The sequence below is a fragment of the Mumia quercus genome (assembly GCF_025506335.1).
GTDB classification, from domain to species: domain Bacteria; phylum Actinomycetota; class Actinomycetes; order Propionibacteriales; family Nocardioidaceae; genus Mumia; species Mumia quercus.
In genome coordinates this window covers 550,252-575,978 of record NZ_JANZYO010000002.1, presented here as the reverse complement: position 1 = coordinate 575,978, position 25,727 = coordinate 550,252, and the positions used below count along the sequence as shown (strand labels likewise).

The window sequence follows — 25,727 nt, the reverse complement described above, 5'->3', positions numbered from 1 at the left end:
GGTCGTGTCACCTGAGCGAAACATTCGCCGCGCACCATGGGCGCATGACCCTCGTGACCGACCGCGCCGACTTCGACGACCCCCGTCTGGCGGCGTTCCTCCAGGAGCACCTCGACGACCTCAGGCCGACCGCGCCGCCGGAGAGCCAGCACGCGCTCGACCTCGAGGGCCTGCGGCGGCCGTCGGTGCGGATGTGGGTGGTCGAGGACGCCGAGGGAGTCGTGGCGACCGGCGCGCTCGCCGTCGTCGCAGCCGGTCACGAGGAGGTCAAGAGCATGCGGACCCACCCACGGGCCCGCGGCCGGGGCGTCGCGCGCGGCCTCCTCGCCCACCTCCTCGACGACGCCCGGGCGCGCGGGGTGCAGCGCGTGTCGCTCGAGACGGGGAGCCAGGACTTCTTCGCGCCGGCGCGGGCCCTGTACGCCGGTGCGGGCTTCGAGGTCTGCGGACCGTTCGGCTCCTACACCGACGACCCGAACAGCACGTACATGACACGCGTGGTGTGACGCGCGCTCGCAGGGCACCCTAGGGGAGTGACCGAGGAGACGCTGGAGTCGGTGGCGCGGCCGCTGTACGAAGGGACGCCCGACGACTTCGTCGCCTCCCGCAAGGCCCTCGCGGCCCATGCGCGCAAGGCCGGAGACGCTCCGCTCGCACGGCGGATCGCGGCGCTGCGCAAGCCGACCCGGGCCGCGTGGGCCGTGAACCTCTTCGTCCGCAGCGACCCCGAACGCGTCGACGCGCTCCTCGCGCTGGGGGAGGAGCTGCGCGAGGCGCAGGAGCAGCTGGCGGGTGCCGAGCTTCGTGCGCTCGCCTCGCAGCGGCGTGCGCTGATCGGTGAGGCCGTCACGTCCGTACGCACGCTGGCCGCCGACGCCGGATCGCCGCTCGGTGAGCCGGTGGTCGAGCAGGTGACGCAGACGCTGAACGCGGCGCTCGCGGACGAGGCCGCCGCTGCGGCGCTCGAGACGGGGCTGCTCGTCGACGCGTTGTCGTCCACCGGGTTCGAGCCGGTGGACCTGGACGGGAAGCTCGCCGTGCCCGAGGCGCTGGCGGGGAGGCCTCGTCGACGCGGTCCGCGCACGAAGGCCCCCGCGAAGAAGGCCCCCGCGAAGACGACACCCGCCAAGAAGGGCCCCACCAAGAAGGCTCCCGCCAAGAAGGTAGAGCCGCAGGCCCCGCCCGGACCCGACCCCGAGGAGGTCGAGCGCGCCGACGCTGCGTACGAGGAGGCGAGCCGTCGTGCCGACGAGGCACGTGCCGCCGTCGAGACGCTCAAGCGGCGGCGCCAGGAGGTACGCGACGAGCTCGACGAGATCGAGACCGCGCTCGCCGACGCCCGTACGGCCGAGTCCGCCGCGCGCAAGGACCGCGCCGCCGCCGAGCGCCGCGTCCGCGCGGTGAAAGGAACCTGACCGGATCCCCACGCGAGTTCGGTCAGGGTGCTTTCACGACGCGGACGGCGGGGTGCGCTTGGGGCGGGCGCGGAGGTGGGCGCGCTCGCCCTGCTTGCCGAAGAGGCTCAAGAACTCGACCGGCGCGTCGTCCGCGGCGCCGAACCAGTGAGGGGTCCGGGTGTCGAACTCGGCAGCCTCCCCGGGCGCGAGCACGATGTCGTGCTCGGCGAGGACGACGCGCAGGCGCCCGTTGAGGACGTACACCCACTCGTAGCCCTCGTGGGTCTTGAGGTCAGGAGTCTCGCGCGACGTGCCGCCGTCGATCACGAGCTTGTACGCCTGGATGCCCCCGGCGCGCCGGGTCAACGGGATGGACGTCATGCCGAACGCCTTCGTGGGCCGCAGATGGAGGCGGGGATCGCCGGTGGGAGGGGCGTCCACGAGCTCGTCCAGCGTCACCCCGTACACCCGCGCGAGCGGCAGGAGGAGCTCGAGGGTCGGCTTGCGCGTGCCGGACTCCAGGCGCGAGAGTGTGCTCACCGAGATCCCGGTCTCTGCCGAGACGTCGGCGAGCGTGGTGTCGCGCTGCATCCGGAGGGCGCGCAGGCGTGCGCCGACGGCGTCGAGAGTCTGATCGAGATCGTCACCCATGCGGACAGTTTGCCAGGTCGGCAAAGTTCTTTGCGATTTCGTCACCTCCCGCGCAGGCTGGTCGACGAGGGGCCACGGGGGCTCCGGGAGAGGAACGAAGCGATGGACAACGCTTACGACGTCGTGGTGGTCGGCGGAGGAGCTGCCGGGCTCAACGGGGCGCTGATGCTCGCACGCTCGCGCCGGTCGGTGCTCGTGGTGGACGCGGGGCAGCCGCGCAACGCTCCAGCCGAGGGCGTGCACGGGATGCTCGGCCACGACGGCGTGCCGCCGGCGGAGCTGCTGGCACGTGGTCGAGACGAGGTCCGCCGGTACGGCGCCGAGATCGTCGACGCGACGGTCGAGACGGTGACCGGGAAGGAGGGGAGCTTCGCGGTCACGCTGGACGACGGTCGTACGGTCGAGGCACGACGCGTCCTGGTCACGACCGGCCTCGTCGACGAGCTGCCGGACATCGAGGGCATGCGTGCACGCTGGGGACGCGACGTCGTCCACTGCCCGTACTGCCACGGGTGGGAGGTCCGCGACCAGCCCATCGGTGTCGTCGCGACCGGCTCGATGGCGGTCCACCAGGCGCTGCTGTTCCGGCAGCTGAGCGACGACGTCGTGCTCTTCCTGAACGACCAGCCCGACCTGCCCGACGACGATGCGGAGCAGCTCGCGGCCCGCGGGATCACCGTCGTCACGGGTGCCGTCGCCGGCCTGCAGATCGAGGACGACCAGATCACCGCCGTACGGCTGGCTGACGGCACCGCGGTCGCCCGGAGCGTCGTCGCCGTCGGCGCGCGCACGGCGGCACGTGTGCCGTTCCTCGAGCACCTGGGCCTCTCGCCGGTGGAGCACGCGTCGGGGATGGGAGCGCACGTCGCCGCAGACGAGGTCGGTCGCACGGAGGTCCCCGGGGTGTGGGTGGCCGGCAACGCCACCGACCTCAGCGCCCAGGTCGGTGCCGCCGCTGCAGCGGGAGCCATGGCCGGGGGACAGATCAACGCCGACCTGGTGGCGGAGGAGGCCCGGGCAGCGGTCGAGGCGCGACCGTTGAGAATGGGTGCGTGACCTCACTCTCCACGCAGGCTCTCGCGTTCGGCCACCTCACCATCGCGTACGACGGCTCGGTGCTGCACCCACGTCCGTGGACCGCACGGCAGTCTGCCCTCGCGGCGGAGCTGGCCGCGTCCGCTCCGGACGGGGCGATGCTCGAGATCTTCAGCGGTGTCGGCCACATCGGGCTGCTCGCCGCCGCGCAGGCCGGCCGTGACCTCGTCCAGGTCGACGCGAATCCCGCCGCGTGCGCCTTCGCGGAGACCAACGCCGCGGCCGCCGAGCTCGCGGTGTCGGTGACGGTGCGGTGCGGGATGCTCGAGGACGCCCTCGAGCCGCACGAGCGCTTCGCCGTCGTGATCGCGGACCCGCCGTGGGTGCCGAGCGACGAGGTCACCCGCTACCCCGACGACCCGCCGTTCGCGATCGACGGCGGGTCGTCGGGCATGGACCTGGTGTGGAGCAGCCTCGACGTCATCGAGCACCACCTGGCTCCCGGCGGGTACGCGGTGGTGCAGGTCGGTCCGGACGGTCAGGCCGATGCGCTCGTCGGTGCGCTCGACGGACGCGCGCTGGAGCACGTGTCCGTCGAGCGCCTCGACCGAGGAGCCTTGGTCGCGCTGGTCAGTCCCACGCGACGCTGAAGTACTGGGTCTCGGTGAACTCCTCGAGACCCTCGCGTGCGCCCTCGCGGCCGAGACCGCTCTGCTTGACGCCGCCGAAGGGCGCCGCCGGGTCGGAGACGAGCCCGCGCCCGATGCCCACCATGCCCGCGTCGACGTCCTCCGCGAGGCGCAGGGCGCGCCCCAGGTCGCCGGCGTAGACGTACGCGGCGAGGCCGTACTCGCTGGCGTTCACGTACTCCAGCAGCTCCTCGTCCGTGCGCCAGGTGACGACCGGCGCGACCGGGCCGAAGATCTCCTCGGTGACCACGGGCGAGTCGGGTGCGACGCCGGAGAGGACGACGGGCGCGAGGAAGTGTCCGGTCAGGGTGGGGTCGAGCGGCGCACGGTGGGCGACCGTCGCGCCGGCCGCCAGCGCCGCGTCGACCAGCGACTGGACGCCGGAGAGCGCCTTGGCCGAGATCAGCGGACCGATCTGTGCGCCGGTCGAGGCAGGGCCGACCGTGAGCGCCTCCACCGCAGCGCCGAGCCGGGCGGTGAACGCGTCGGCGACGTCGGCGTGGACGTAGAAGCGGTTCGCCGCGGTGCAGGCCTGACCGCCGTTGCGGAACTTCGCGACCATCGCCCCCTCGACGGCGGCGTCGAGGTCGGCGTCCTCGGTGACGATGAACGGCGCGTTGCCGCCGAGCTCCATCGAGCTGTTCACGACGCGGTCCGCCGCCTGCCGGAGCAGGATCCGGCCGACGTTCGTCGAGCCGGTGAACGAGATCTTGCGCACGCGGCTGTCGGAGAGCCAGGTGCCGACGACGGCTGCCGCGTCGGTGGTGGGCACCACGTTGACCACGCCGTCCGGCACACCCGCCTCGGCGAGGATCCGGGCCACGGCGAGCGCGGTGAGCGGCGTCTCGGCGGCCGGCTTGAGCACCACGGTGCACCCGGCGGCGAGCGCGGGCGCGATCTTGCGGGTCGCCATCGCGGCGGGGAAGTTCCACGGGGTCACGAGCGCGGCGACGCCGACGGGACGGCGGGTCACCAACGTACGGGTGCCGCCGGCCGGTGCGCTGCCGTAGTCGCCCGAGCTCCGTACGGCCTCCTCGGAGAACCACCGGAAGAACTCCGCGGCGTACAGCACCTCACCGCGCGCGTCGACGAGGGACTTGCCGTTCTCGGCGCAGATCAGCGCGGTGAGGCGGTCGACGTCGGCGACCATCAGGTCGTACGCGCGGCGCAGGATCTCCGAACGGACCCGCGGGGCGGTGCGTCGCCACGCCGTCAGCGCCTCGCTGGCCGCGTCGACGGCGGCCGTCGCGTCGGCGGGGGAGGCGTCGGAGACGTGCGCGAGGACCACCGACGTCGCGGGGTCGTCGACGGCGAACGTGGCCGCGGTCGCCTGCCAGGCGCCGCCCACGAAGAGCCCGTGCTCCGGTGCCAGCTCGGCCACGTGGCGCTCGAGCCCCGAGGTCTCGTACGTCGCGGTCATGTCAGGCCTCCTTGAGGGCGGTGGTGAGGACGTCGAGCGCCTCGTGGAGCAGGTCGTCGGAGATCGTCAGCGGCGGGAGGAAGCGCAGGACGTTGCCCCACGTGCCGCAGGTCAGGACGATGACGCCCGCGGCGTGGCAGCTGGCCGCGAGCGCCTTCGCGAGCGCGGCATCGGGCTCTCCGGAGTCGTCGACGAGCTCGACGGCGATCATCGCTCCGCGTCCCCGGACGTCGCCCACGCGGCGGTCGTCGGCGGCGAGGCGGTGCAGGCGGTCGAGCATCAGCGTCTCGATCTCGCCGGCCCGGGCGACGAGGCCGTCGGCCTCGAGCGTCTCGATCGTGGCGAGCGCGGCGGCGCACGCCAGCGGGTTGCCGCCGTAGGTTCCGCCGAGGCCGGAGGCGTGGGCGGCGTCCATGAGCGCGGCGCGCCCGGTGACGGCCGAGAGCGGGAGGCCGTCGGCGACGCCCTTGGCGGTGACGACGAGGTCGGGCACGACGCCCTCGTGCTCGCAGGCGTACATCGCGCCCGTACGCCCGAAGCCGGACTGCACCTCGTCGGCGACGAACACGACGTCGTTGTCGGTGCACCACTGCGCGATCGCCGCGAGGAATCCCTCGGCGGGCACGACGAAGCCGCCCTCACCCTGGATCGGCTCGATCACCACGGCCGCGAGGTTCGCCGCCCCGACCTGCTTCTCGATGACGTCGATCGCGCGTGCGGCGGCGACGCGTCCGTCCTTGACCCCGTCGCGGAACGGGTACGACATCGGCGCGCGGTAGACCTCGGGCGAGAACGGGCCGAAGCCGTGCTTGTACGGCATCGACTTCGCCGTCATCGCCATCGTGAGGTTCGTACGCCCGTGGTAGGCGTGGTCGAACACCACGACCGCCTGGCGTCCGGTGGCGGCGCGGGCGATCTTGACCGCGTTCTCGACGGCCTCGGCCCCGGAGTTGAACAGCGCGGTGCGCTTGTCGTGGTCGCCTGGGGTCAGCCGGTTGAGCGCCTCGGCGACCGCGACGTACGGCTCGTACGGGGTGACCATGAAGCAGGTGTGCGTGTACGCGGCGGCCTGCGCGGCGACCGCCTCCACGACGCGGGGCGCGCTCACGCCGACGGTGGTCACGGCGATGCCGGAGCCGAGGTCGATGAGCTGGTTGCCGTCGACGTCCTTGACGATCCCGCCGGACGCCTCCGCCGCGAACACGGGGAGCGTCGTGGCGACGCCGGTGGGTACGGCGGCCTGCTTGCGCGCCATCAGCGCCTGCGACGCGGGCCCCGGGATGGGCGTGACGAGGCGACGTTCCTGGGTGAGAGCCATGGGGTCAGGATCAGGGGTGACCGCCTATGCCGTCCAATACCGAATATGCTGGGAAGGTATGCCGCGGAGGCATACCTTGATCGGAGGAGGACGGGTGGAGCTGCGCGGCCTCGGCTACTTCGTCGCGACCGCCGACGCGGGCACCGTCAGCGCCGCGGCGGCCGCGCTGCACATGACCCAGCCGGCGCTCTCCCGGCAGCTGCGCAGCCTCGAGCGCGAGCTGGGCGTGGACCTCTTCACCCGCTCGCGCGGTCGGCTCGCGCTCAATGCCGCGGGCACGCAGTTCCTTCCTGTGGCGCGCGACCTCCTGCGCCGCGCCGACGACGCCCGGGCGGCAGCCTCGACGCTGGCGGCAGGGCGGCTCGAGGCGCTGACGATCGCGACCAGGACGACGACCTTGAGCGACGTCATCGCGCCCTTCGTGGCGCAGCTGCGTCCTGACGACCCGGTGCCCACGGTGCTCGAGACCGAGGTCGGCGACCCTCACGTGTCGCTGCGCGGGGGCGCAGACCTCGCGCTCGTCTTCGACCGGCCCGGCCCCGATCTCGCGGGTGCTCCCGTCGCGGTGCTGCCGGTGTGGGCGTACGTCCCGGCGGACCACGCGTGGGCGCAGCGGCGGAGCGTCGACCTGGAGGCGCTCACGCAGGAGCGCCTGGTCGTGCTGCGTCGGGGGATGCGCGCCCGGCACGTCCTCGACGTCGCGGTCGAGAGCTCGGGCCTGGCCCTCGGAGGCTACGTCGAGTCGTCGCACCCGCAGGTGGCCCAGGCGCTCGCCGCGGCGGGACGCGGGATCGCGGTCGTCACCGACGACCCGCGCTTCGAGCTCGTGCCCCTGGAGATCGAGGGTGCCCACGGTCCGCTGCGCGTCCACCTGTGGGCCGCGTGGGAGCCCGACCACCACGCGGCGGCGACGCTGGCCGACCTCACCGCGCGCCTGCGGGACTTCTGCGTCGCCCGGTACGGCGAGGCGGTCGCGCCTCCCGACAGCCCGTCAGCGTGAAGGGACGAGCAGCCGTGCAGGGTTGCGCACGAGCATCTGCTCCAGGTCGTCCTCGCTGGCTCCGCCGGCCCGGAGCATCGGGACGATCCGCCGGTGGAGGTTCTCCATGTGCCAGTTCGGGACGTGGCGCGACCGCCAGCTCGGCGGCGTGACACGACTGAAGAACGCGGCGTCGTGCGACAGGACCATCCGGTCGGCGTACCCCAGGTCCAGCAGCGTGAGGACCGTCTCGACGCGGATCTCGTCGTCGAGGACGTGCTCCATCCCGAAGCGGTCCATCCCCAGGGTGGCGCCCGTGTCGGCGAGCTCGCGCAGGTAGGCGATGTCGTCGGAGTCGCCGCAGTGGCCCACGATCACGCGCGTGGGAGAGACGTCGTGCCGGCGCAGGAACGACAGCTGGGCGCGCCCGTTCTGCGACGGCGCGTGGGTGTGGGTGGTGATCGGCACGCCGGTCTGCTGGTGCGCGACCGCCGCCGCGGTCATCACCCGCGAGACGTCCGGGGTCAGGCCCAGCCGGTCGGTCACGACCTTCAGCATGCCGGCGCGGACGTCGGTGCCGGCGATCCCCTTCTCGATGTCACCGACGAACATCTCGATCAGCGGATCCGGACCGCCGACGAGCAGCCCGGGCCCGTGGGTGTGGAAGTACGGGGGAAGCACGTCGGCGGTGTAGTAGCCGGTCGAGGCGACGAGCGCGACGCGAGAGCGGGCCGCGACCTTCGCGACGCGCGCCACGTCCCGGCCGAGACCCAGCACGGTGAGGTCGACCACCGTGCGTACGCCGAGCTCCCAGAGCCGGTCGAGGCCTGCGACGGCCGTGTCGACCGCCGCAGCCTCGTCCCACTCCGGATGGGGGAAGTTCAGGTCCAGCTCGGTGTGCCCCACGAAGACGTGCTCATGGAGGAGCGTGACCCCGAGGTCGTCCGCGTCGAGCGGACCGGTGAAGGTCTGGACTTCCCCCGCGCCCGTCATTCAGCCGTGCCCCGGATCGCTTCGTAGACCGCGAGCTGCTCCTCGCCGAAGTTCTCGCGCAGGTACGTGTCGGCCTTCGTGCGGAACGCCTCGACGTCGACGTCCTCGACGATCTCGAGCGCGCCGCTCTCCTTCCACTCCGCGAGGGTCTTCTGCTCGTCCTCCTCGACGCAGCCCGGCACCTGCTCGACCGCCGCGTCGACCGCGGACTGGAGCGCGTCCTGCTGCTCGTCGGACAGCTCGTCCCACTTCTGACCGACGATCACGAGGTTGGAGTTGGCCTGGTGCGAGGACATGCTGATGTAGTCCTGCACCTCGTCGAGGCTCACCGCGTCGATGTTGACGATCGGGTTCTCCTGGCCGTCGACCGTGCCCTGCTGGAGGGCCAGGAACAGCTCCTCGTACGCCACCTCGGTCGCGTTCGCGCCCAGCGCCTTGGCGTTCATGAGGAACTGCGGCGACGCGGGGAAGCGCATCCGCAGGCCCTCGAGGTCCGCGGGCGTACGGATCGGCTTGTTTGCGGTGAACTGCCGCTGACCCGCCGACCACGCCCCGAGCGTCGTCACGCCGGTCTCCTCCTTGAAGCCGTCGAGCAGCTCGTTGGAGTCGTCGCTCTCGAAGAACCGGACCAGGTGGTCGTTGTCGTCGAAGGCGTACGCGGCGTCGAGGACGGCCACCGGCTCGTACACCGCGCCGAGTGCCGAGGCGCCCTGGATGTCGATGTCGATGTCGCCGGAGACGACCGAGCTGATCCGGTCGGCGTCGCCGCCGAGCTCGCTGTTGGGGTGCAGCGCGACCGTCATCCCGACGTCGGCCTTCTCGACCTCGTCGGCGATCACCTGGGCGCCGCAGCGGTGCTGCGGCTGGTTCTCGGTGTAGCTGTGGGCGAGTGTGAGCTCGACCTCGCCGCCGTCACCTCCCTCGTCGTCGCCTCCGCACGCGGTGAGCGCGAGGAGGGGGACGACCGCCCAGGCGGCGATCGTGGTGCGGCGGAATCGGTAGGTAGTCATGGCTACTGGGTCCTTTCTCCGGAGGTGTCCCGAGAACGGTGGGTGGGGTGGTCGACGGCCGGGTCGTGCGACGCGGCGGTCTCGGCCGAGACCATCGCGTCGAAGTCGCGGAACATCTCCTCGCGGTGAGCTGTCCTGCCGGTGAGGAGCTCGAAGGTGTCGGCGGCCTGGTGGACCGCCATCCCGGCGCCGCTGAGGGTGGGGCAACCGCGTGCTCGCGCCGTACGGAGCAGCTCGGTCGTGAGAGGGCGGTAGACGATGTCAGCCACCCAGAGCTGCGGGGTGAGCAGCTCGCCCGGCACCGGGGTCCCGGGGTGGTGCGCCATGCCGAGGGGGGTGGCGTTCACGACTCCCGAGGCGTCGGCGAGGACCCGTCCGAGCGCGGTCGGGCCGAAGGTCTCGACGGTGGTCTCGCTGTCGGCGGCCGCCAGGGAGATCGCGAGGTCCTGGGCGCGCCCGCGGTCGGGGTCGACGACGCGGAGCCGGGTCGCGCCGAGCGCCGACAGCGCGTGCGCGACCGCCGTCCCCGCGCCGCCGGCACCGAGCAGCACCACGTCGGTGAGGTCGGCGTCGGGGAGGCCGTCGCGGAACGCGCGCGAGAAGCCGGTGACGTCGGTGTTGCGGGCGACGGTGCGACCGTCCCGTACGAGGACGGTGTTGAGGGCGCCGATGCGCTCGACCTCCGTCCCGAGCTGGTCGACCAACGGCATCATCGTGTGCTTGATCGGGTGCGTGACGTTCAGCCCGTCGAAGCCCAGCTCGACGGCGGCGTCGAGCAGGCGGCGGAGGTGGTCGGCACCCACCCGGTCACCGTCGAGGTCGACCACCTTGTAGACGTAGCGGAGCCCGTGGCGGTCGGCCTCGCGCTCGTGCATCGCCGGCGTCAGCGAAGGGCCGACGCCTTGTCCCAGCAGCGCCACGAGCACCGACTCGCGCGCGCTCACAGGCCCAGCCTCTGCGGGAGGTACAGGATCGCGTCGGGCCAGAAGATGATCGCGACGCACAGGAGGAGCAGCGGCACCATGAACGGCAGGGCGCCCCAGAAGACCTCCGACATGCGCGCCTTCGCGATCGCCTGCAGGACGAAGATGACGGTGCCGACCGGGGGAGTGAGCAGCCCGATCATCTGCGACAGGATCATCAGCACGCCGAGGGCGATGGGGTCGACGTCGTACACCGCGGCGATCGGCAGCAGGATCGGGACCGCCAGGGTGAGCACCGCGATGGCGTCGAGAGCCGTGCCGAGGATCAGCGACAGCAGCAGGACGAGCAGCAGGAACACCGTCGGGCTCGACGTGAGGTCGAGGACCCACGCCGAGAGGTCCTTCGCTACCTGCTCGCGGGCGAAGATGTAGCCGAGCAGGTTGGCCGAGGCGACGATGAGCATGATCGCGCCGCTGGTCAGGACCGCCTCGGTGAGGACCTTCGGGAGGTCGCGGATCTTGAGGGTGCGGTAGGCGAACCCGAGCAGCGCCATGTACGCGACGCCGACGGCCGCGGCCTCGGTCGGGGTGAAGACGCCGCCGAGGATGCCGCCCAGGATGATGACGGGGGCGCCGAGCGGGGCGATCACGCGCTTGCCGGTCTCCCACACGCGCGCGCCGCTGAACTGCGTGCGCTCGATGTTGGGGTCGCGGCGGACCCAGAAGAAGACCACGATGCACAGGCCGACCGCCATCAGCAGGGCCGGCACCACCGACGCCGCGAACAGCGCGCCGGTGGACACGGCGGCGAGGCCCGCGTAGATGACGGCCGGGATGCTCGGCGGCATCACGGGCGCGATCAGCGAGGCGGCGCCGGTCACGCCCAGGGCGAACTTCTTGGAGTAGCCGCTGCGCAGCATGGCCGGGATCTGGACCTTGCCGAGCGCCGCGGCGTCCGCGACCGCCGAGCCGCTCATCCAGGAGAAGCCGACGCTCACGCCGACGCTGACGTAACCGAGGCTCCCACGGACCCGGCCGAGGAGGGCGAGCGCGAAGTCGAAGAGCCGGTCGGCGATGCCCGCGTGGTTGGCGAGCGTCCCCAGCAGGATGAACAGCGGGACCGCCAGCAGCGGGAAGCTCGCCGTGGACTGCGCCACCAGGCGCAGCGCCAGGCCGAGCGAGAGGTCGTTGGTGATGAGGTAGAGCAGCGAGGGCCCGATGAACGCGAAGGCGATCGGGACCCTGATCACGAGCAGGAGCGTGATCAGCAGGCAGAGGATCAGCAGGCTCATTCGACCGGTGCCTCCGAGCGGGACTGGTCCTGAGGCACGCCGACCACGGCGTACTGGACGGCGGCGACGGAGGCGCGGAGGGTCGTGCTGACGAAGCCGATCAGGGAGATCGCGTAGAACCACGACATCGGCATCCGCATGGCGGGGGACTTGAGGATGCTCTGGGTCTCGATGAGGGACCACGCCTCGGCCGTGAGGCCGACGCCGACCGCGGCCACGACGACGCAGGAGATCACGCGGACGAGCCGGCGTACGACCTCGTTGTCGACCGCGTCGACCATCTCGATCGCGATGTGCGAGTCGGTGGTCACGAGGACGCCGGCGACGACGAAGGTCAGCCACACCAGGCAGAACCGGGCGAGCTCGCCCGTCCACGGCCAGCCGTCGAAGGGCAGGTACCGCTGGACGGCCTGCGCCATCACGAGGAAGAAGATCAGGAGCAGGGCCGCGATGCCGATCGCGAGCTCGATCGCGGTGAGCGTCCGCACGGTCCGTGAGACCCACCGAGGCGGGTGCTCGAAGAACGTACGGACGGGGCCACCGCGGGCGTCCGGCTCCGACGTGACGGAAGTCATAGGACGGGAAGGTAGAGAGCGCGGCGCATCGATGGCAAGCGGTTGCCATCTGGTTGCCAGATCGTGTTCGCTACGTGACATGGCCGACCCGACGATCTACGACGTGGCTGCCGCAGCGGGCGTGGCGACCTCGACGGTCTCGCGTGCGTTCTCGCAACCGACCCGCGTGAGCACCAAGACGCGGGAGCACGTGCTGGCCGTCGCCGCCGAGCTCGGCTACCGGCCAAACCCCCACGCACGTGCGCTGTTCTCGGGGCGGCACCACACGGTCGCGATGGTGGTCTCCGACATCACCAACCCGCACTACTTCGAGCTGATCCGCGGGGCCGAGCTGCGCGCGAAGGCGTCGGAGTACACCCTCGTGCTCGTCAACGCGGAGGAGTCGCCGCGCATCGAGTACGACCAGATCCAGCGCCTCGTGAGCTCGGTCGACGGGTTCGTGCTTGCCGCGAGCAGGCTCCCCGACGAGAACCTCGAACGGATCGCCGCGCAACGTCCCGTCGTGCTGATGAACCGCGAGCTCCCCGGCCTCCCGAGCGTCGTCCTGGACCACGTCCAGGGCTGCCGTCAGATCGTCGAGCACCTGGCGTCGCTGGGGCACCGCCATCTGGTCTACCTGGCCGGTCCGCGCAACTCGTGGATGGCGGCGACGCGGTGGGCGGCACTGAGCGCGGCGTGCGACGACCTCCACATCCGGGTCGAGCGCGTCGGCCCGTTCACGCCGAAGGTGGCGCACGGGGGAGTCGCGGCCGACGGCGCGGTCAACACCGGTGCCACCGCTGTCGTGGCGCACAACGACCTGCTCGCGATCGGTGTCGTCCAGCGGTTCGCGCAGCGCGGGGTGCGGGTGCCGGAGGACGTGAGCGTGGTCGGGTTCGACGACATCTTCGCCTCCGCGCTGTGCACGCCCCGCCTCACGACGCTGGGCGGTCCGCACGTCGAGGTCGGGCGCGCCGCGGTCGAGATCCTGCTCGACATGGCGACGCCCGCGCGCCGCGGTCGCGCGCCGGCCCGGGTGCTGATCCCGAGCGAGCTCGTCCTGCGCGACTCGACCGGGCAGGCGCCGTAGCGCCCGCCCGGTCGCGTCAGTCGTCAGTCGTCGGTCACGGTGAGGGTGACGTCGATGTTGCCGCGGGTGGCGTTGGAGTACGGGCAGACCTGGTGCGCCTTCTCCGCCAGCTGCTGCGCCGTGTCGTGGTCGAGGTGGGGGAGCGTGATCTCGAGCTCGACGGCGAGGGCGTACCCGCCGGCGTCGTTCGAGCCGATCGACACGCGGGCGCCGACGGCGGAGTCGCTCACGTCGGCGCCCTCGCGGCCGGCGATCGAGCGCAGCGCGGAGTGGAAGCACGCCGCGTAGCCGAGGGCGAACAGCTGCTCGGGGTTGGTCCCGTCACCCGAGCCGCCCATCTCCCGCGGGACGGCGAGCTGGAGGTCGAGCCGGCCGTCGGAGCTGCGGCCCTGGCCGTTGCGTCCGTCGCCGGTCGTCAGGGCTTCGGCGGTGTAGAGCGGGGTCATGGAGGTCCTTCCAAGGATCAGCTACGACGGGTGTCGAGCAGGTCGGTGAGGTGACGGACGGCGTCGCGGAGCGCGGCGGCGTCTGCGGCGGTCAGCCCGGTGGAGTCGTGGATCTGGCGGGGGATGCGCGCCGCCCGGCGTTCGAGGCGGCGCCCTGCCGGCGTCAGCGAGACCTCCACGACGCGCTCGTCGGAGGCGGAGCGTTCACGGCGGACGAAACCCTGGGTCTCCAGCCGCTTCAGCAGCGGTGAGAGCGTGCCCGAGTCGAGCTGGAGCCGCTCGCCCAGACGTCCGACGGAGACGCGGCGCTCCTCCCACAGGACGAGCATGACGAGGTACTGCGGATAGGTGAGGTCGAGTGCGGCGAGCAGCGGCCGGTAGGTGGCCGTCATCGCCCGCGCTGCGGAGTACAGCGCGAAGCACAGCTGCTGGTCGACGCTCGCGGTGGGCACCTCTTATGTGTAGCGCGCAATTCAGTTGCGCACAACCAGACTTCCTCAGCGCGTGGTGGCGCGCTGAGCGGCCAGCCGTACGGGCGCGTCCGCCGCGCCGTACCCGTCGTACCTGCCGCGCCGCTCGACGAACTCGAAGAACACGTCGCCGAGGGTGCGCGTGTAGAAGTGCACGAACCCGCCGGCGGCGTCCTCGTCGTACAGCAGGTCCAGCGAGCGCAGCTCCTCGAGGAACGCGCCGTCGAGGCCGAACCTCGCCCGCAGGTCGTCGTAGTAGTTGTCCGGCACAGGGAGGAACGCGAGGCCGCGTGCGCGTGCCGTACGGGCGAGCGCGACGACGTCGTCGGAGGAGAACGCGACGTGCTGGGTGCGCCCGTCCTCGGCCTGGGGCTCGACGTTGAGCGGGAGCCGCACGCATCCGTCCGGCGTGCGCATGACCTGGCTCCGGACGAGGCCGCGGGGGCCGGCGACCTCGCGCGCGGGCTCGGGGTCGAGGCCGAGCACGCTCTGGTAGAAGAGCACGGCCTCGTCGAAGTCCTGCCAGCGCTGCGTGACGTTGACGTGGTCGATGGCGCGCGCGACGTCGGAGCGTTCGGGGTCGCCGTAGGTGAACTCGTCGAGCCACCGAGGGTCCGGACCCTTGTCGCTGAAGAGGATCTGCGTCCCGTCCGGCGCTGCGGTCGCGGGCAGGTCCTGCTCGCCTGCATGGGTCTGGCGGAAGACCGGCGGCGCGTCGAGCTCGCGGGCACGGGCCAGTGCGGCGCTCGCGTCGGCCACCTCGAGGCCGAACGCGGCCAGATGGGTCGGCCTGTCTGCGCCGCGCTGGTCGTTGAGGATCACGCGTGCCCGGCCCGACGACCAGAGGCGTACGGGCTTGGTGCGGTGCCGGCCGCGGAAGGTGAACCCGAGCTGCTCCAGCACGAGATCGGCCTCGTCGAGCCCGGACCCGCGCAGCTCGACGAAGTCGAACCCTTCCGGCGGGCTGACGGCCGTGAGCGGCCTCCCGGCGGTGCTGTCCAGAGGCCGGACCTGGTCGGCGAGCCAGACCAAGGAGCGGTGCGCGTGCGCAGCGGTGCGGCGGACGTCGGTCTGACGGAAGACGTCGTTGAACACCTCGAGCGAGAGAGGTCCGGTGTAGCCGGCGGCGAGGACGTGGCCGAGGAACCGGGGGAGGTCGAAGCTGCCCTCGCCGGGGAACAGGCGGTGGTGCCGGCTCCACGACAGCACGTCCATGTCGAGCGCGGGGGCGTCGGCGAGCTGGAGGAAGAAGATCTTGTCGCCGGGGATCTTCTCGATCTCGCTCGGGTCGTGACCGCGCGACAGGATGTGGAACGAGTCGAGGCAGACGCCGACGTTCGGGTGGTCGGCACGCTCGACGACACGCCAGGCGCGCCGGTAGTCGTCGATGAACCTGCCCCAGGCCAGGGCCTCGAACGCGATCCGGACGCCGTACGAGGACGCGAGCTCGCCGAGCGCGCGAAGCTGGCGGGCGGACACCTCGTCCGAGTCGACGGTCGCCGTCGCGACGTTGCTGCACACGAGGACGAGGTCCATGCCGAGGCGGTTCATGAGCTGGAACTTCGTCTCCGCGCGCCGCATGTTGTCGGCGAACGTCGCGTCGTCGACGCCCTCGAAGTCGCGGAACGGCTGGTAGAGGTCCAGCGACAGCCCGAGCCGGTGGGCGAGCGTACGGATCTCCTCCGGCGACTCGTACGCCGTGACGAGATCGGGCTCGAAGATCTCCACGCCGTCGAAGCCGGCTTCGGCGCAGGCGTGGAGCTTGGGGACGAGGCTTCCGCTGAGGCAGACGGTGGCGATCGACGTACGCACGCGAGGAACGTACCATTTCGTACATTGCGAGGACCAGGGGCGAATCCGCGCTCTGCGGCGGCTTGCTGGATAGGGTGGTGGCCGTGACGGAGCAGGTCTCGAGGCAGCGCGATCCCGAGCGTACGAAGGCGGAGCTGCTCGAGGTCGCGACGCGGGCGTTCGCCGAGGACGGCTACTCCGGAGCGCGTGTCGACGAGATCGCGGAGCGCACCCGTACGACGAAGCGGATGATCTACTACTACTTCGGCGGCAAGGAGCAGCTCTACCTCGCCGTGCTGGAGAACGCCTACCGCGGGATCCGGCAGGCCGAGGAGCGGCTCGAGGTCGGCGACCTGGGTCCCGTCGACGCGATCCGGAGGCTCGCCGAGCTCACGTACGACCACCACGTCGAGCACCAGGACTTCATGCGCCTGGTCGCCATCGAGAACATCCACCGAGGCGAAGGCATCCGCAAGCTCGAGGTGCTCCGCGACCTCGGCAAGCCGGCGATGGAGGTTCTCGAGACGATCCTGCGCCGCGGCGTCGCCGAGGGCGTCTTCCGCGACGACGTCGACGCGCTCGACGTGCACCTGCTCATCAGCTCGTACTGCGTGTTCCAGGTCGCCAACCAGTACACGTTCGGGTACCTCTTCGACGTCGACCTGCTCGCCGACGACACCCGTCCGCGCCTGCGCGCGCTGATCGGTGACGTCGTCGTCTCCTGGCTCCGCCCGCCGCCGTAAAGCCCCTCCCGTTTGCCACGGACCCGTGGCAGACGGAGAAGGAGCTACCGACCGCCGGCTGTCGCCGAGGTGGGCAGGGTGTGCAGCGGAGCAGCGGCGGAGGCGACGGCGTCGTCGAGCGTGCCGCGCGCCTCGCGGTGCCGCTTCATCACGACGCCCAGCAGGACCGCGGCGAAGCTGAGGCCGGCCATGACCCACGACGCCGCGCCGAGGCCGGCCGCGAGCGCGTCACCCTGCGAGTGGCCCGCGTCCGTACGGTTGGCGATGACCGCGGCGTTCACCGTGGCGGCGACGGCGGTGAACACCGCGGCGCCGACGTAGCGGGCCATGTTCGAGACGCCCGACGCAGCACCGACGTCCTCGGGCGCCACCGCCGCGGTCGCCCCGGACGACGCCGGACCGTTCGACATGCCCATGCCGACCGCGATCGCGATCAGGGGCATCAGGAAAGCGAGGTAGCGCCAGTCCGACTGCGTCAGGCCGACGACCGCGAAGCCGGCGCCGGTGATCAGGAACCCGAGCGAGACGACCTTGCGCCCGCCGACCTTGGCGGCCATCTTCGGGACCAGCGGGGCGACGACCACGAGCCCGACGGTCGCCGGCAACGTCGCCAGCCCGGCCTGGAGCGGAGTGAAGCCGAGCGCGGCAGGGTTCTGGAAGTACAGGCTGAGCAGGTACATCAGCGCGTTGATCGTGCCCGCTCCGATGAGGATCGCGAGCGTCGCGGCGACGAGCGTGCGGTTGCGCAGCAGCGCGAGATCCAGCAGCGGCACCCGTACGCGCTTCTCCACCGCGAAGAATGCGAAGCCGGCGGCCACCGCGATCGCGAAGCACCCCAGGGTGGCCAGGCTGAACCAGCCCCAGTCGCTGCCCTTGCTCGTCCCCAGCAGGACCGGGCTCAGCGTGAGGGCGACGAGCAGCGCTCCCGCGTAGTCGATCGAGCGTGAACGCGTCGTGTCCCGCGACTCCGCGATCGTCGCGAACGTGACCACCATGCAGACGATCGCGATCCCCGCGTCGATCCAGAAGAGTCCTTGCCACCCGGTGACGTCGACGAGGACACCGCCCACCAGCGGGCCTGCCGCGGCTCCCACGGCCGCTGCGGCGCCCCACAACGAGACCGCTCTGAGCTGCGCGTCGCCGGAGTTCGCGACCGACAGCAGGCTCAGCCCGCACGCGAGGATCGTGGCTCCGGCCGCGCCTTGGATCAATCGCCCGATGATGACCATCTCGCCGGAGCCCGCCAGCGCGATCACGAGGCAGGAGAGGACGAAGAGCAGCAGACCGAGCTGGAAGATCCGCTTGCGTCCGAACACGTCGCCGAGCGCACCCGAGGTCACGATCACCGCCGCCCCGACGAGCGAGTAGCCGGTCACCGCCCACTGCAACGTGTCGACCGACATCCCGGTGTCGTCGCTGATCGCCGGCAGCAGGATGCTCACCGCCGACGTGTTGGCGTTGACCACCAGCGTCGACAAGCACGTCGCGGCGAGCACGCCACCGGTCGTCGCCGCAGGACCCGGCTTGGTCGCCTCTGCCGTCATCGAACCCCCCAGCCCGACGGTCGTCGCGGGAGACCCCGACGCATCGGCCACAGGCTAGTGGGCCAGACGGTCCGCTGCACAGCGCTGATGCACATCCGCTTCTACGCTCGGAACATGGACGACCCCCGAAGCCCGTACGTCGCCGACGTCCTCGTCGTGGGAGCCGGCCCGACCGGCCTCACGCTCGCCCTCGAGCTCGCCACCCACGGCGTCCCCGTACGGGTGGTCGACGCCGCACCCGACTCCGTGCACGAGTCGCGCGCGCTCGTGGTCCAGGCGCGGACGCTGGAGGTGCTGGCGCGGCACGGCGTCGCCGACGCGCTCGTGGCCGAGGGCGAGAAGGCGTTCGGCCTGACGGCGCACGGCGCAGCCAAGGTCGCGACGATCGGTCTGTTCGACACGACGATCACGGAGACGGCGTACCCGTACCTCCTCTTCCTCTCCCAGGCCCGTACGGAGCAGATCCTCCTCGCGCACCTTGAACGTGCCGGCGTCGAGGTGACGCGTGACCGTGCGCTGGTCGACCTGCACCAGGACGCCGACGCGGTGACGGCGACCGTACGAGGTGCCGACGGGACGACCGAGACCGTGCGCGCGGGTTACGTGGTGGGCTGCGACGGTGCACACAGCGCCGTCCGTACCGCGTGCGGGATCGACTTCACCGGGTCGACCTACCCCCAGACGTTCGTGCTCGCCGACGTCGACGCGTCCGGGCTGGAGCGCGGGCGCATCCACGCCTTCCTCGGCGAAGAGGGCCTGCTGTTCTTCTTCCCGCTCCGCACCCCTGCGCCGTGGCGGCTGCTGACCGTACGTCCGTCGGGGGCCGAGGCGACGACCTTCGGCGACGTCCAGGCGCTGGTGGAGCGGCGCACCGGGCGGACGGTGAGCGTACGGGACCCGGTGTGGCTCACCGACTTCGCGATCTCCGAGCGCTGCGTCGACCAGATGCGTGAGGGGCGGGTGATGCTCGCCGGCGACGCGGCCCACATCCACAGCCCGGCGGGCGGACAGGGCATGAACACCGGCATCCAGGACGCCGTGAACCTGGGATGGAAGCTCGCGCTCGTGTGCCGCGGTCTGGCCCCCGAGATCCTGCTCGACTCCTACGGCGCGGAACGGTTGCCGGTCGCGCACGACGTCTTGGAGACGACGGGTCGGGTGTTCCGGATCGCGACGTCGTCCAGCCGGGTCGTCGCCCGGCTGCGTGCGGTGGTGGCGACGAGGGTGCTGCCGCTGCTGGTGCGGGTGCCTGCACTGCGCCGGGCTGCGTTCCGTGCGGTCGCCGAGCTCGACGTCCGCTACCGCGACGGCGCGCTCGCAGGGGAGCCGCATCCGAAGGCGTCACGGCGCGGGCTGCGTCCCGGCGACCGGGTCCCCGATGGCCCGGTCGTCGCCGACGGTGTGGTGACCACGATGCAGCGCAGTCTCTCGCCGACCGCGTTCACGCTGGTCCTGGTCGGACCGGACGACCACGCGCGCGCTGCCGACGTGGCGGTCCTCGTACGGCGCTGGGGTGAGCGGCTGCAGGTCGTGCGCGCGAGCGAGGTCCCGGCGACGGGGGAGGCGACCTTCGTGCTCGTACGACCCGACGGCTACGTCGGTGCGACGGACGCGGACGGCAACCTGGCGGCGGTGGACCGCTTCCTCGCCGACGCGGTGGGGCTCTCCCCTGCCCTCAGGTGATCTCGGGCAGCTCCTGCGCCGCGCCGAGCAGCACCCGGAACGGGTCGCCCTTCACCTCGAGCCGGTCCAGGACGGTCCGGATCGTCCACCGGTCGGGCCGCAGGTCGGGGTCGTCCAGCTCGTCCCACGTCAGCGGCACCGACACGGGCGCGCCGGGAGCGGGTCGGGGCGAGTACGGCGCGACGAGCGTCTTGTTGATCGCGTTCTGGGTGTAGTCGAGCCGTGCGAGCCCTTTGCGCGCCTTCACCTCCCACTGCCAGCTCACCAGCTCGGGCACGACGCGGCCCACCGTCTTCGACAGCTTCTCGACCCACGCGCGCGTGTCGTCGAAGGTGTAGCCCGGCACCACCGGGACCCAGACCTGGATGCCGCGTCGACCGGTGACCTTCGGCCGGGCGGTGACGCCGAGGTGCTCGAGCGCGGTGCGGTGCAGCCGCGCGAGGACGAGGAGGTCCTCCCACGACGTGTTCTCACCGGGGTCGAGGTCGATCAACGCGTACGAGGGCTCCTGCGGCGCGTCCGTACGGGAGGTCCAGGGGTGCCACTCGAGGCCGCCGAAGTTCGCGGCCCACACCAGCGCGGCCGGCTCGTCGGCCACGACGTACGTCGTGGTCTCGCCGTCGTCTGCGTCCTTGTTGTCCCAGGCGCCGAGCCAGTCCGGCGCGTGGGACGGCCGCTGCTTGTGCCAGAAGCCCTTCTTGTCCGCGCCGTCGGGGAACCGGTTGAGGTTGAGCGCGCGGCCCTCGAGGTAGGGGACCGCGACCGGGGCGATCCGGGCGGTGTACGCGAGCAGCTCGCGCTTGGTGACCGGCGGATCGCCGGGGAACAGCACCTTGTCGAGGTTGGTGACCTTGAGGCTGCGGCCGAAGACGTCCCAGGTGCCCTGCTTGCCGAGCGCCATGAGATCGTCGATCGCCTCGTCGGGGAGCGGGTCGGGCAGCAGCGACACCTCGGCGCTCGCGGCGGGAAGGTCGGAGCGCCAGAGGAAGTGGGGGTCGGCCTTCACCTCGTCATTCGTCCGGCCGCTGAGCACGGAGCGTGGATGGTCCTCCGGGTCCCATCCTTCGACGGCGTCGTCGTCGCGCTTGTGCAGCAGCATCCAGGCGTCCTGGTCTTCGCCGTCGCGGCGCACGAGCACGAACCGCCCGCGCAGCTTCTCGCCGTGGACCTCTGCGTGCAGCTCCCCGGAGGCGACGGCGGCGCGGGGGTCGTCGGTCTTGACCGGCTCCCAGGTGCCGGTGTCCCAGACGATCACGTCACCGCCGCCGTACTCGGCGGACGGGATGACGCCCTCGAAGTGCAGGTACTCGATCGGGTGGTCCTCGACGTGCATCGCGAGCCTGCGCACCTTCGGGTCGAGGGTGGGCCCCTTGGGGACGGCCCAGCTCACCAGCACCCCGTCGATCTCGAAGCGCAGGTCGTAGTGCAGCCTGCTCGCGCGGTGACGCTGCACCACGAACCGTGCCGGGGAGTCGCCCGACCCCTCGGCACGAGCTGCGGCCCCGGCAGGCTCCGGCGTACGTGCGAAGTCGCGCTTGCGGCGGTAGACCTCCAACGGATCGCCCATGCGCGACATGTTCCCTCGCGCCCCCGGACCATGCTCGTCGGATCAGTGACGGAGCAGCGCGTTCAGTCGGCCGTAGTCCGCCCCGTCCACGAGCCCGTCGAACGTGCCCTCGACCAGGACGGCACGTGCGAGCCGCTCAGTGAGCCCGTAGGCGACCTGGGCGATCCCGGCGCCGGTGCTGATCCTGCGCGCTCCGGCGGCGGCGAAGTCGCTCACGGACGGTGACCCCGGCCCGGCCATCACGTTGACCGGTGCGTCGACCGCAGCGGTGAGCTCCTGCAGGACGTCGAGGTCGACGAGGCCGGGGACGAACACGCCGTCGGCGCCGGCCGCCACGTACGCGCGGGACCGCCTGACGGCGTCGTCGAGGTCGTCGATGCCGAGCAGGAAGACGTCGGTGCGTGCGTTGATGAAGAGCGGGACGCCGTGTGCGTCGGCGACAGCCCGGGCCTCGCGCACGCGCTCGGACATGGTGTCGACCGGGACGAGCGCGCCGGACTCGGTGTCCTCGAGGTTGATGCCGACCGCGCCTGCGTCGATCACGCCGCCGACCGTGCCGGCGACGTCGCCGAAGCCCGCCTCGACGTCGGCCGAGACCGGGACGTCGACAGCAGCGACGATCCGCCGGACGGCGTGGATCAGCTCGGCCGGATCCATGCCGTGACCGTCCGGGCTCCCCAGGGCCCAGGCGACCCCGGCGCTGGTCGTGGCCACCGCGGCTGCACCAGCCTCTTGGACGAGCCGCGCAGATGCGGCGTCCCACGCGTTCGGCAGGACGAGCACGTCGTCGTGGAGGGCGTGGAAGGTCTTGGCGCGTTCGTCGAAGGTCATGCGAGCGAGTTTGGCGCGCGGGACTGACATCGGCTGGCGGGATTCAGACGGGACCAGGCTGCTGTCCTGAGGCTGTTGCCAGGAGGCCGGGAGCGCGGGAGGGTTGCCCTCGTGAAGAACGCGATCGTGACAGGGGCCGCCAGCGACATCGGGCGGGCCATCGCCCGCACCCTCGTGGCCGAGGGAACGCACGTCGTCCTGGCCGACAACGACCTCGACACCGTGCGGGCCGTGGCTGCGGAGGTGCCGGACACCGAGGCCGTCCACGTGGACCTCGGATCGGCGGAGTCGGTACGCGGGTTCGCCGCGGACGTGCTCGACCGAGTCGGTCCACCCGACCAGCTCGTGAACGGTGCCGCGCTGTGCCACGGCGGGTCGCTCCTCTCGGTGGAGGAGGACACGTGGGCGCAAGAGCTCGACGTCGTCCTCGCCGGCACGATCCGGGTGTCGCAGGCGTTCCTCCCCGCCATGCAGGAGGCAGGTGGCGGATCGGTGGTGAACATCGCCTCCGTCAACGGCCACGGCTACTTCGGCGCCGACGCGTACAGCGCCGCGAAGGCCGGCGTCCTCAACCTCACCAAGACTCTCGCCGTCCAGTACGGGCCGTACGGGGTCCGCGTGAACTCGGTGTCGCCGGGGTCGGTCATCAACGCCAAGCGTCGGCAGATGCTCGCTGAGGACCCGCACGTGCTCGACCGCGCGACCGACTGGTACCCGATGGGCCGCCTCGGTGTGCCGCAGGACGTGGCGGACGCGGTGGCGTTCCTGCTGTCGGACCGCGCGAGCTGGATCACCGGCACGGACCTCCTGGTCGACGGCGGCCTCCTCGCCGGCATGCGCGGCCTCGCCGAGGCGCTCGGCGGCACGCCCCCCGGCGAGCGGTGAGCCTGGTCCCACCCGCGAGGCCGCGGTGGGACCGGAGTCACCGCAGGGCGTCCCCCTTGCCCTCGAGCACGGCACGCTCGGCGGCGTTCCCGCACAGCTCGACGGCACGCGCGTACTCCTCCCGTGCCTCCTTGCGCCGGTCGAGACGGGCAAGCAGTTCGGCCCGTACGGCCGGGAGCAGGTGCGAGTGGGCGAGGTCGCCGCGCTCGGCGATCTCGTCGACGACGCGGAGACCGTCCGCCGCCCCTGACGCCATCGCGACGGCGACCGCGCGGTTGAGGTCGACCACCGGCGACGGAGCGACCTGCCCGAGCGCCTCGTAGAGCAGCACGATGCGGTCCCAGTCCGTCTCGCCGACCGACGGTGCGTCCGCGTGGCACGCCGCGATCGCCGCCTGCAGCCCGTACGGGCCCAGCCCGCGACCCGCCGCGGCGGCGCGTGCGAGCGCGGCACGTCCGCGGCGGATCGCGGACTGGTCCCACCGGCGCCGGTCCTGATCGGCGAGCAGCACCGGGTCCCCGTGCTCGTCGAGCCTGGCAGGGAAGCGCGCTGCGGTGAGCTCGAGCAGCGCGAGGAGCCCGAAGACCTCCGGCTCGGGGGTGAGCCGGACGAGCACCCGTGCCAACCGCACCGCCTCCCCCGCGAGGTCTGTCCTGATCCACGCGTCGCCACCCGACGCCGAGGAGCCCTCGGTGAAGATCAGGTAGACGACGCTCAGGACCGAGCCGAGCCGCTCGCGCCGTTCGTGCGGCTCGGGCACCGCGAAGGGGACGCGTGCGGCGGCCAGCGTCTTCTTCGCCCGCGTGATCCGTGCCTGCACCGTCGGCACGGGGACGAGGAACGCCCTGGCGATCTCCTCGCTGCTCAGACCTCCGACGACGCGCAGGGTGAGCGCGACCCGTGCCTCCTTGGCGAGCACCGGGTGGCAGGCCGTGAAGATCAGGGCGAGGACGTCGTCGTCGATCGCGTCAGGGTCGAACAGCTCGTCGGCACCGGCGACGCTCTCGTCGAGGTCACGCGCCAGCACCGCGTACCGCTCGTCGCGCGCCGACCTGCGCCGGAACGCGTCGATCGCCCGTCGGCGCCCGACCGCGAGCAGCCAGCTCACCGGACTGTCGGGGACGCCGCTCGTCGACCACCCGACCAGCGCCTCGGCGAGGGCCTCCTGGGCGACGTCCTCGGCCAGCGCCAGGTCGCCGGTGTAGCGCGCGAGCGCGCCGACGATCCGGGCCGACTCCATCCGCCACACGGCCTCGACCGCGCGCCTGGCCTCTCGTCCGTCCATCAGCAGCCCTCGCCGGCCGCGGTCCGGTCAGAGCAGCCTGGTCAGAGCTGTCCGGTCTGCTCGCGCCAGGCGCGCTCTCTGAAGACCCACTCGTTGTCCTGCGGGAACTCGTCGATCGACGGGACGCGGCGGATCTCGACCTTCGTCCCCTTGGAGTAGGGGAGGCGCTTGGCCCACTCGACGGCTTCCTCCTTGGAGGCCACGTCGAGGATGTAATACCCGCCGAACAGCTCCTTGGTCTCGCCGTACGGTCCGTCGGTGACGACAGGGGTCTCGCTGCTGAAGTCCACGACCACGGACTCCGCGGGATCATCGAGCCCTTCGGCCGCCAGCAGCACGCCGGCGCGCATGAGCTCCTCGTTGAAGCGGCCCATCGTCTCGAGCATCTCGTTGAAGTCCGTGTTCTCGAACTCCTTCATGCCCTCGTCGGTCGTCCGCATGATCAGCATGTACTTCGCCATCGTTCGCTCCCGTCTGCACAGGTCCCACTCGGACCCTCTCACCCCTGGGTCGAACGGGCCAGGCCTCGATCGACAGCGTCGAGAGATCGAGTGGCGAGTGGCGAGCGGGGTCAGTCCTTCTCGAGCCGCGGCATCTCGCCGAGGGCGTCCACCTGCTCGGTGAGTGCGTCGAGCACCGAGCGGAGCTGGATCTGCGCGACCTTCGCGAACGTCCGCACGTACTCGATCTCGGGGATCGGGTGGTCGTACGCCGCTGCGGCACCCTCACCGGACGAGGGGGCGACCGCCTCCGTCTTGCGGACGGCCTCGGTGGCGGCGTCGTGCGCCTCGCGGACGATGTCGCGCTGCTGAGCGCGTGCCGACATCATCAGGTCGCGGGCGTGCGTGACGGCCTCGTCGATGAGGCTGTCGGCGACCTTCTGAGCCTCGGCGAACATGAGGACCGCCTGCGCGCTGATCGGCTCGTTGCCGCGGTCCTCGCGGGCGCGCCGCTCCGTGCTGAGGTCGGCGCGCAGCCGCGCGTTCTCCGACTCGAGACGCTGCACCGTCGTCGCCAGCCGGCTCAGGTAGTCGACGACCTCGTCCTCGTCGAAGCCGCGCCTCCGAACGGTGAAGGTCGCCCGGCGGATCTCGGACGCGATACTGCTGACGTCTGTGGGGGTCGTCATCG

General features: G+C 71.9%; 26 protein-coding genes. 9 read left to right on the top strand and 17 right to left on the bottom strand.

The annotated features are described in order from the left end of the window. Positions 1-44: 44 nt before the first annotated feature. Positions 45-506, top strand: coding sequence for a GNAT family N-acetyltransferase (locus NYZ95_RS06135; protein ID WP_262849784.1), 462 nt, complete (start codon positions 45-47; stop codon positions 504-506). 27 nt (positions 507-533) lie between these two features. After that, on the top strand, positions 534-1,415 hold the full coding sequence (locus NYZ95_RS19985) for a hypothetical protein (protein WP_279307335.1): 882 nt from the start codon (positions 534-536) through the stop codon (positions 1,413-1,415). Positions 1,416-1,448: 33 nt separating this feature from the next. On the opposite strand, the gene NYZ95_RS06125 is transcribed toward NYZ95_RS19985, so the two are convergent. After that, entirely contained in the window at positions 1,449-2,048 is a 600-nt protein-coding gene (locus tag NYZ95_RS06125; RefSeq protein WP_262849782.1) for a helix-turn-helix domain-containing protein, read from the bottom strand. A 102-nt stretch (positions 2,049-2,150) separates the two neighbouring features. Here NYZ95_RS06125 and NYZ95_RS06120 point away from each other — a divergent pair, with 102 nt between their 5' ends. Together NYZ95_RS06120 and NYZ95_RS06115 are read left to right on the top strand one after the other, a co-directional pair. Continuing rightward, complete coding sequence (locus tag NYZ95_RS06120) at positions 2,151-3,104, top strand: NAD(P)/FAD-dependent oxidoreductase (RefSeq protein ID WP_262849780.1); 954 nt, start codon at positions 2,151-2,153, stop codon at positions 3,102-3,104. Next, positions 3,101-3,733: a methyltransferase gene (locus NYZ95_RS06115; protein ID WP_262849778.1), complete on the top strand. Its 633-nt coding sequence runs from the start codon at positions 3,101-3,103 to the stop codon at positions 3,731-3,733. The genes NYZ95_RS06120 and NYZ95_RS06115 overlap by 4 nt, the downstream gene beginning before the upstream one ends. On the opposite strand, the gene NYZ95_RS06110 is transcribed toward NYZ95_RS06115, so the two are convergent. Continuing rightward, positions 3,714-5,192, bottom strand: a complete 1,479-nt coding sequence (locus NYZ95_RS06110) for an NAD-dependent succinate-semialdehyde dehydrogenase (protein WP_262849776.1) — start codon at positions 5,190-5,192, stop codon at positions 3,714-3,716. The two genes, NYZ95_RS06115 and NYZ95_RS06110, sit on opposite strands and share 20 nt — an antisense overlap. Position 5,193: 1 nt before the next feature. Further along, complete coding sequence (gene gabT, locus NYZ95_RS06105; RefSeq protein WP_262849774.1) at positions 5,194-6,510, bottom strand: 4-aminobutyrate--2-oxoglutarate transaminase; 1,317 nt, start codon at positions 6,508-6,510, stop codon at positions 5,194-5,196. A gap of 94 nt (positions 6,511-6,604) precedes the next feature. On the opposite strand from gabT, the gene NYZ95_RS06100 reads away from it, so the two are divergent. Next, entirely contained in the window at positions 6,605-7,510 is a 906-nt protein-coding gene (locus tag NYZ95_RS06100; protein ID WP_262849772.1) for a LysR family transcriptional regulator, read from the top strand. Here NYZ95_RS06100 and NYZ95_RS06095 read toward each other — a convergent pair. Genes NYZ95_RS06095 through NYZ95_RS06075 form a run of 5 tightly spaced genes read right to left on the bottom strand, consistent with a single transcriptional unit; the run spans position 7,502 to position 12,282 of the window. Further along, complete coding sequence (locus NYZ95_RS06095) at positions 7,502-8,482, bottom strand: phosphotriesterase family protein (protein WP_262849770.1); 981 nt, start codon at positions 8,480-8,482, stop codon at positions 7,502-7,504. The two genes, NYZ95_RS06100 and NYZ95_RS06095, sit on opposite strands and share 9 nt — an antisense overlap. Then, positions 8,479-9,492: a DctP family TRAP transporter solute-binding subunit gene (locus NYZ95_RS06090; protein WP_262849768.1), complete on the bottom strand. Its 1,014-nt coding sequence runs from the start codon at positions 9,490-9,492 to the stop codon at positions 8,479-8,481. The genes NYZ95_RS06095 and NYZ95_RS06090 overlap by 4 nt, the downstream gene beginning before the upstream one ends. Positions 9,493-9,494: 2 nt before the next feature. Then, positions 9,495-10,436: a shikimate dehydrogenase gene (locus tag NYZ95_RS06085; RefSeq protein WP_262849766.1), complete on the bottom strand. Its 942-nt coding sequence runs from the start codon at positions 10,434-10,436 to the stop codon at positions 9,495-9,497. Continuing rightward, positions 10,433-11,707, bottom strand: coding sequence for a TRAP transporter large permease (locus NYZ95_RS06080; protein ID WP_262849764.1), 1,275 nt, complete (start codon positions 11,705-11,707; stop codon positions 10,433-10,435). The genes NYZ95_RS06085 and NYZ95_RS06080 overlap by 4 nt, the downstream gene beginning before the upstream one ends. Continuing rightward, positions 11,704-12,282 (bottom strand): TRAP transporter small permease, encoded by a 579-nt coding sequence (locus NYZ95_RS06075; protein ID WP_262849762.1) that lies wholly within the window; start codon positions 12,280-12,282, stop codon positions 11,704-11,706. Before NYZ95_RS06075 ends, NYZ95_RS06080 begins: the two co-directional genes overlap by 4 nt. A 79-nt stretch (positions 12,283-12,361) precedes the next feature. Here NYZ95_RS06075 and NYZ95_RS06070 point away from each other — a divergent pair, with 79 nt between their 5' ends. After that, positions 12,362-13,351 (top strand): LacI family DNA-binding transcriptional regulator, encoded by a 990-nt coding sequence (locus NYZ95_RS06070; protein WP_262849760.1) that lies wholly within the window; start codon positions 12,362-12,364, stop codon positions 13,349-13,351. Positions 13,352-13,374: 23 nt separating this feature from the next. On the opposite strand, the gene NYZ95_RS06065 is transcribed toward NYZ95_RS06070, so the two are convergent. From NYZ95_RS06065 to NYZ95_RS20360, 3 genes are read right to left on the bottom strand one after another with little or no spacing between them, the layout of a single operon-like run. Beyond that, complete coding sequence (locus NYZ95_RS06065) at positions 13,375-13,797, bottom strand: organic hydroperoxide resistance protein (protein WP_262849758.1); 423 nt, start codon at positions 13,795-13,797, stop codon at positions 13,375-13,377. 17 nt (positions 13,798-13,814) lie between these two features. Continuing rightward, a complete protein-coding gene (locus NYZ95_RS06060; RefSeq protein WP_308212225.1) occupies positions 13,815-14,249 on the bottom strand; it encodes a MarR family winged helix-turn-helix transcriptional regulator in 435 nt (144 codons plus the stop codon). Between the two features lie 45 nt (positions 14,250-14,294). Then, positions 14,295-16,079 (bottom strand): bifunctional sugar phosphate isomerase/epimerase/4-hydroxyphenylpyruvate dioxygenase family protein, encoded by a 1,785-nt coding sequence (locus tag NYZ95_RS20360; RefSeq protein WP_262849756.1) that lies wholly within the window; start codon positions 16,077-16,079, stop codon positions 14,295-14,297. A gap of 83 nt (positions 16,080-16,162) precedes the next feature. Here NYZ95_RS20360 and NYZ95_RS06050 point away from each other — a divergent pair, with 83 nt between their 5' ends. Further along, positions 16,163-16,801, top strand: coding sequence for a TetR/AcrR family transcriptional regulator (locus tag NYZ95_RS06050; RefSeq protein ID WP_262849754.1), 639 nt, complete (start codon positions 16,163-16,165; stop codon positions 16,799-16,801). A 44-nt stretch (positions 16,802-16,845) separates the two neighbouring features. Here the strand turns inward: NYZ95_RS06050 and NYZ95_RS06045 are convergent, their stop codons facing one another. Continuing rightward, positions 16,846-18,345, bottom strand: coding sequence for an MFS transporter (locus NYZ95_RS06045; protein ID WP_262849752.1), 1,500 nt, complete (start codon positions 18,343-18,345; stop codon positions 16,846-16,848). 114 nt (positions 18,346-18,459) lie between these two features. Between NYZ95_RS06045 and NYZ95_RS06040 the strand changes: the two genes are divergently transcribed. Next, on the top strand, positions 18,460-20,028 hold the full coding sequence (locus NYZ95_RS06040) for an FAD-dependent monooxygenase (protein WP_262849750.1): 1,569 nt from the start codon (positions 18,460-18,462) through the stop codon (positions 20,026-20,028). Here NYZ95_RS06040 and NYZ95_RS06035 read toward each other — a convergent pair. Then, entirely contained in the window at positions 20,021-21,595 is a 1,575-nt protein-coding gene (locus NYZ95_RS06035) for a non-homologous end-joining DNA ligase LigD (RefSeq protein ID WP_262849749.1), read from the bottom strand. The two genes, NYZ95_RS06040 and NYZ95_RS06035, sit on opposite strands and share 8 nt — an antisense overlap. Positions 21,596-21,637: 42 nt before the next feature. After that, on the bottom strand, positions 21,638-22,426 hold the full coding sequence (locus NYZ95_RS06030; protein ID WP_262849747.1) for an isocitrate lyase/PEP mutase family protein: 789 nt from the start codon (positions 22,424-22,426) through the stop codon (positions 21,638-21,640). 111 nt (positions 22,427-22,537) lie between these two features. Between NYZ95_RS06030 and NYZ95_RS06025 the strand changes: the two genes are divergently transcribed. After that, on the top strand, positions 22,538-23,311 hold the full coding sequence (locus NYZ95_RS06025) for an SDR family NAD(P)-dependent oxidoreductase (protein ID WP_262849746.1): 774 nt from the start codon (positions 22,538-22,540) through the stop codon (positions 23,309-23,311). 37 nt (positions 23,312-23,348) lie between these two features. Here the strand turns inward: NYZ95_RS06025 and NYZ95_RS06020 are convergent, their stop codons facing one another. The 3 genes from NYZ95_RS06020 to NYZ95_RS06010 form a co-directional block, all read right to left on the bottom strand. Further along, positions 23,349-24,596 (bottom strand): RNA polymerase sigma factor, encoded by a 1,248-nt coding sequence (locus NYZ95_RS06020; RefSeq protein ID WP_262849744.1) that lies wholly within the window; start codon positions 24,594-24,596, stop codon positions 23,349-23,351. A gap of 41 nt (positions 24,597-24,637) precedes the next feature. Continuing rightward, the gene (locus tag NYZ95_RS06015; protein ID WP_262849742.1) at positions 24,638-25,057 is read right to left on the bottom strand and encodes a YciI family protein; all 420 of its coding nucleotides are present in this window, start codon (positions 25,055-25,057) and stop codon (positions 24,638-24,640) included. Positions 25,058-25,167: 110 nt separating this feature from the next. Continuing rightward, positions 25,168-25,725: a DivIVA domain-containing protein gene (locus tag NYZ95_RS06010; protein ID WP_262849740.1), complete on the bottom strand. Its 558-nt coding sequence runs from the start codon at positions 25,723-25,725 to the stop codon at positions 25,168-25,170. Between the last annotated feature and the right edge of the window lie 2 nt (positions 25,726-25,727).

Bases quoted from the DNA above. Each gene is read 5' to 3' on its own strand.
- NYZ95_RS06125 (WP_262849782.1), bottom strand. From the start codon at position 2,048: ATGGGTGACGATCTCGATCAGACTCTCGACGCCGTCGGCGCACGCCTG.
- NYZ95_RS06030 (WP_262849747.1), bottom strand. From the start codon at position 22,426: ATGACCTTCGACGAACGCGCCAAGACCTTCCACGCCCTCCACGACGAC.
- NYZ95_RS06135 (WP_262849784.1), top strand. From the start codon at position 45: ATGACCCTCGTGACCGACCGCGCCGACTTCGACGACCCCCGTCTGGCG.
- NYZ95_RS06035 (WP_262849749.1), bottom strand. From the start codon at position 21,595: ATGGGCGATCCGTTGGAGGTCTACCGCCGCAAGCGCGACTTCGCACGT.
- NYZ95_RS06110 (WP_262849776.1), bottom strand. From the start codon at position 5,192: ATGACCGCGACGTACGAGACCTCGGGGCTCGAGCGCCACGTGGCCGAG.
- NYZ95_RS06015 (WP_262849742.1), bottom strand. From the start codon at position 25,057: ATGGCGAAGTACATGCTGATCATGCGGACGACCGACGAGGGCATGAAG.
- NYZ95_RS06120 (WP_262849780.1), top strand. From the start codon at position 2,151: ATGGACAACGCTTACGACGTCGTGGTGGTCGGCGGAGGAGCTGCCGGG.
- NYZ95_RS06020 (WP_262849744.1), bottom strand. From the start codon at position 24,596: ATGGACGGACGAGAGGCCAGGCGCGCGGTCGAGGCCGTGTGGCGGATG.
- NYZ95_RS06095 (WP_262849770.1), bottom strand. From the start codon at position 8,482: ATGACGGGCGCGGGGGAAGTCCAGACCTTCACCGGTCCGCTCGACGCG.
- gabT (WP_262849774.1), bottom strand. From the start codon at position 6,510: ATGGCTCTCACCCAGGAACGTCGCCTCGTCACGCCCATCCCGGGGCCC.
- NYZ95_RS06070 (WP_262849760.1), top strand. From the start codon at position 12,362: ATGGCCGACCCGACGATCTACGACGTGGCTGCCGCAGCGGGCGTGGCG.
- NYZ95_RS06040 (WP_262849750.1), top strand. From the start codon at position 18,460: ATGGACGACCCCCGAAGCCCGTACGTCGCCGACGTCCTCGTCGTGGGA.
- NYZ95_RS06010 (WP_262849740.1), bottom strand. From the start codon at position 25,725: ATGACGACCCCCACAGACGTCAGCAGTATCGCGTCCGAGATCCGCCGG.
- NYZ95_RS06045 (WP_262849752.1), bottom strand. From the start codon at position 18,345: ATGACGGCAGAGGCGACCAAGCCGGGTCCTGCGGCGACGACCGGTGGC.
- NYZ95_RS06090 (WP_262849768.1), bottom strand. From the start codon at position 9,492: ATGACTACCTACCGATTCCGCCGCACCACGATCGCCGCCTGGGCGGTC.
- NYZ95_RS06075 (WP_262849762.1), bottom strand. From the start codon at position 12,282: ATGACTTCCGTCACGTCGGAGCCGGACGCCCGCGGTGGCCCCGTCCGT.
- NYZ95_RS06080 (WP_262849764.1), bottom strand. From the start codon at position 11,707: ATGAGCCTGCTGATCCTCTGCCTGCTGATCACGCTCCTGCTCGTGATC.
- NYZ95_RS06065 (WP_262849758.1), bottom strand. From the start codon at position 13,797: ATGACCCCGCTCTACACCGCCGAAGCCCTGACGACCGGCGACGGACGC.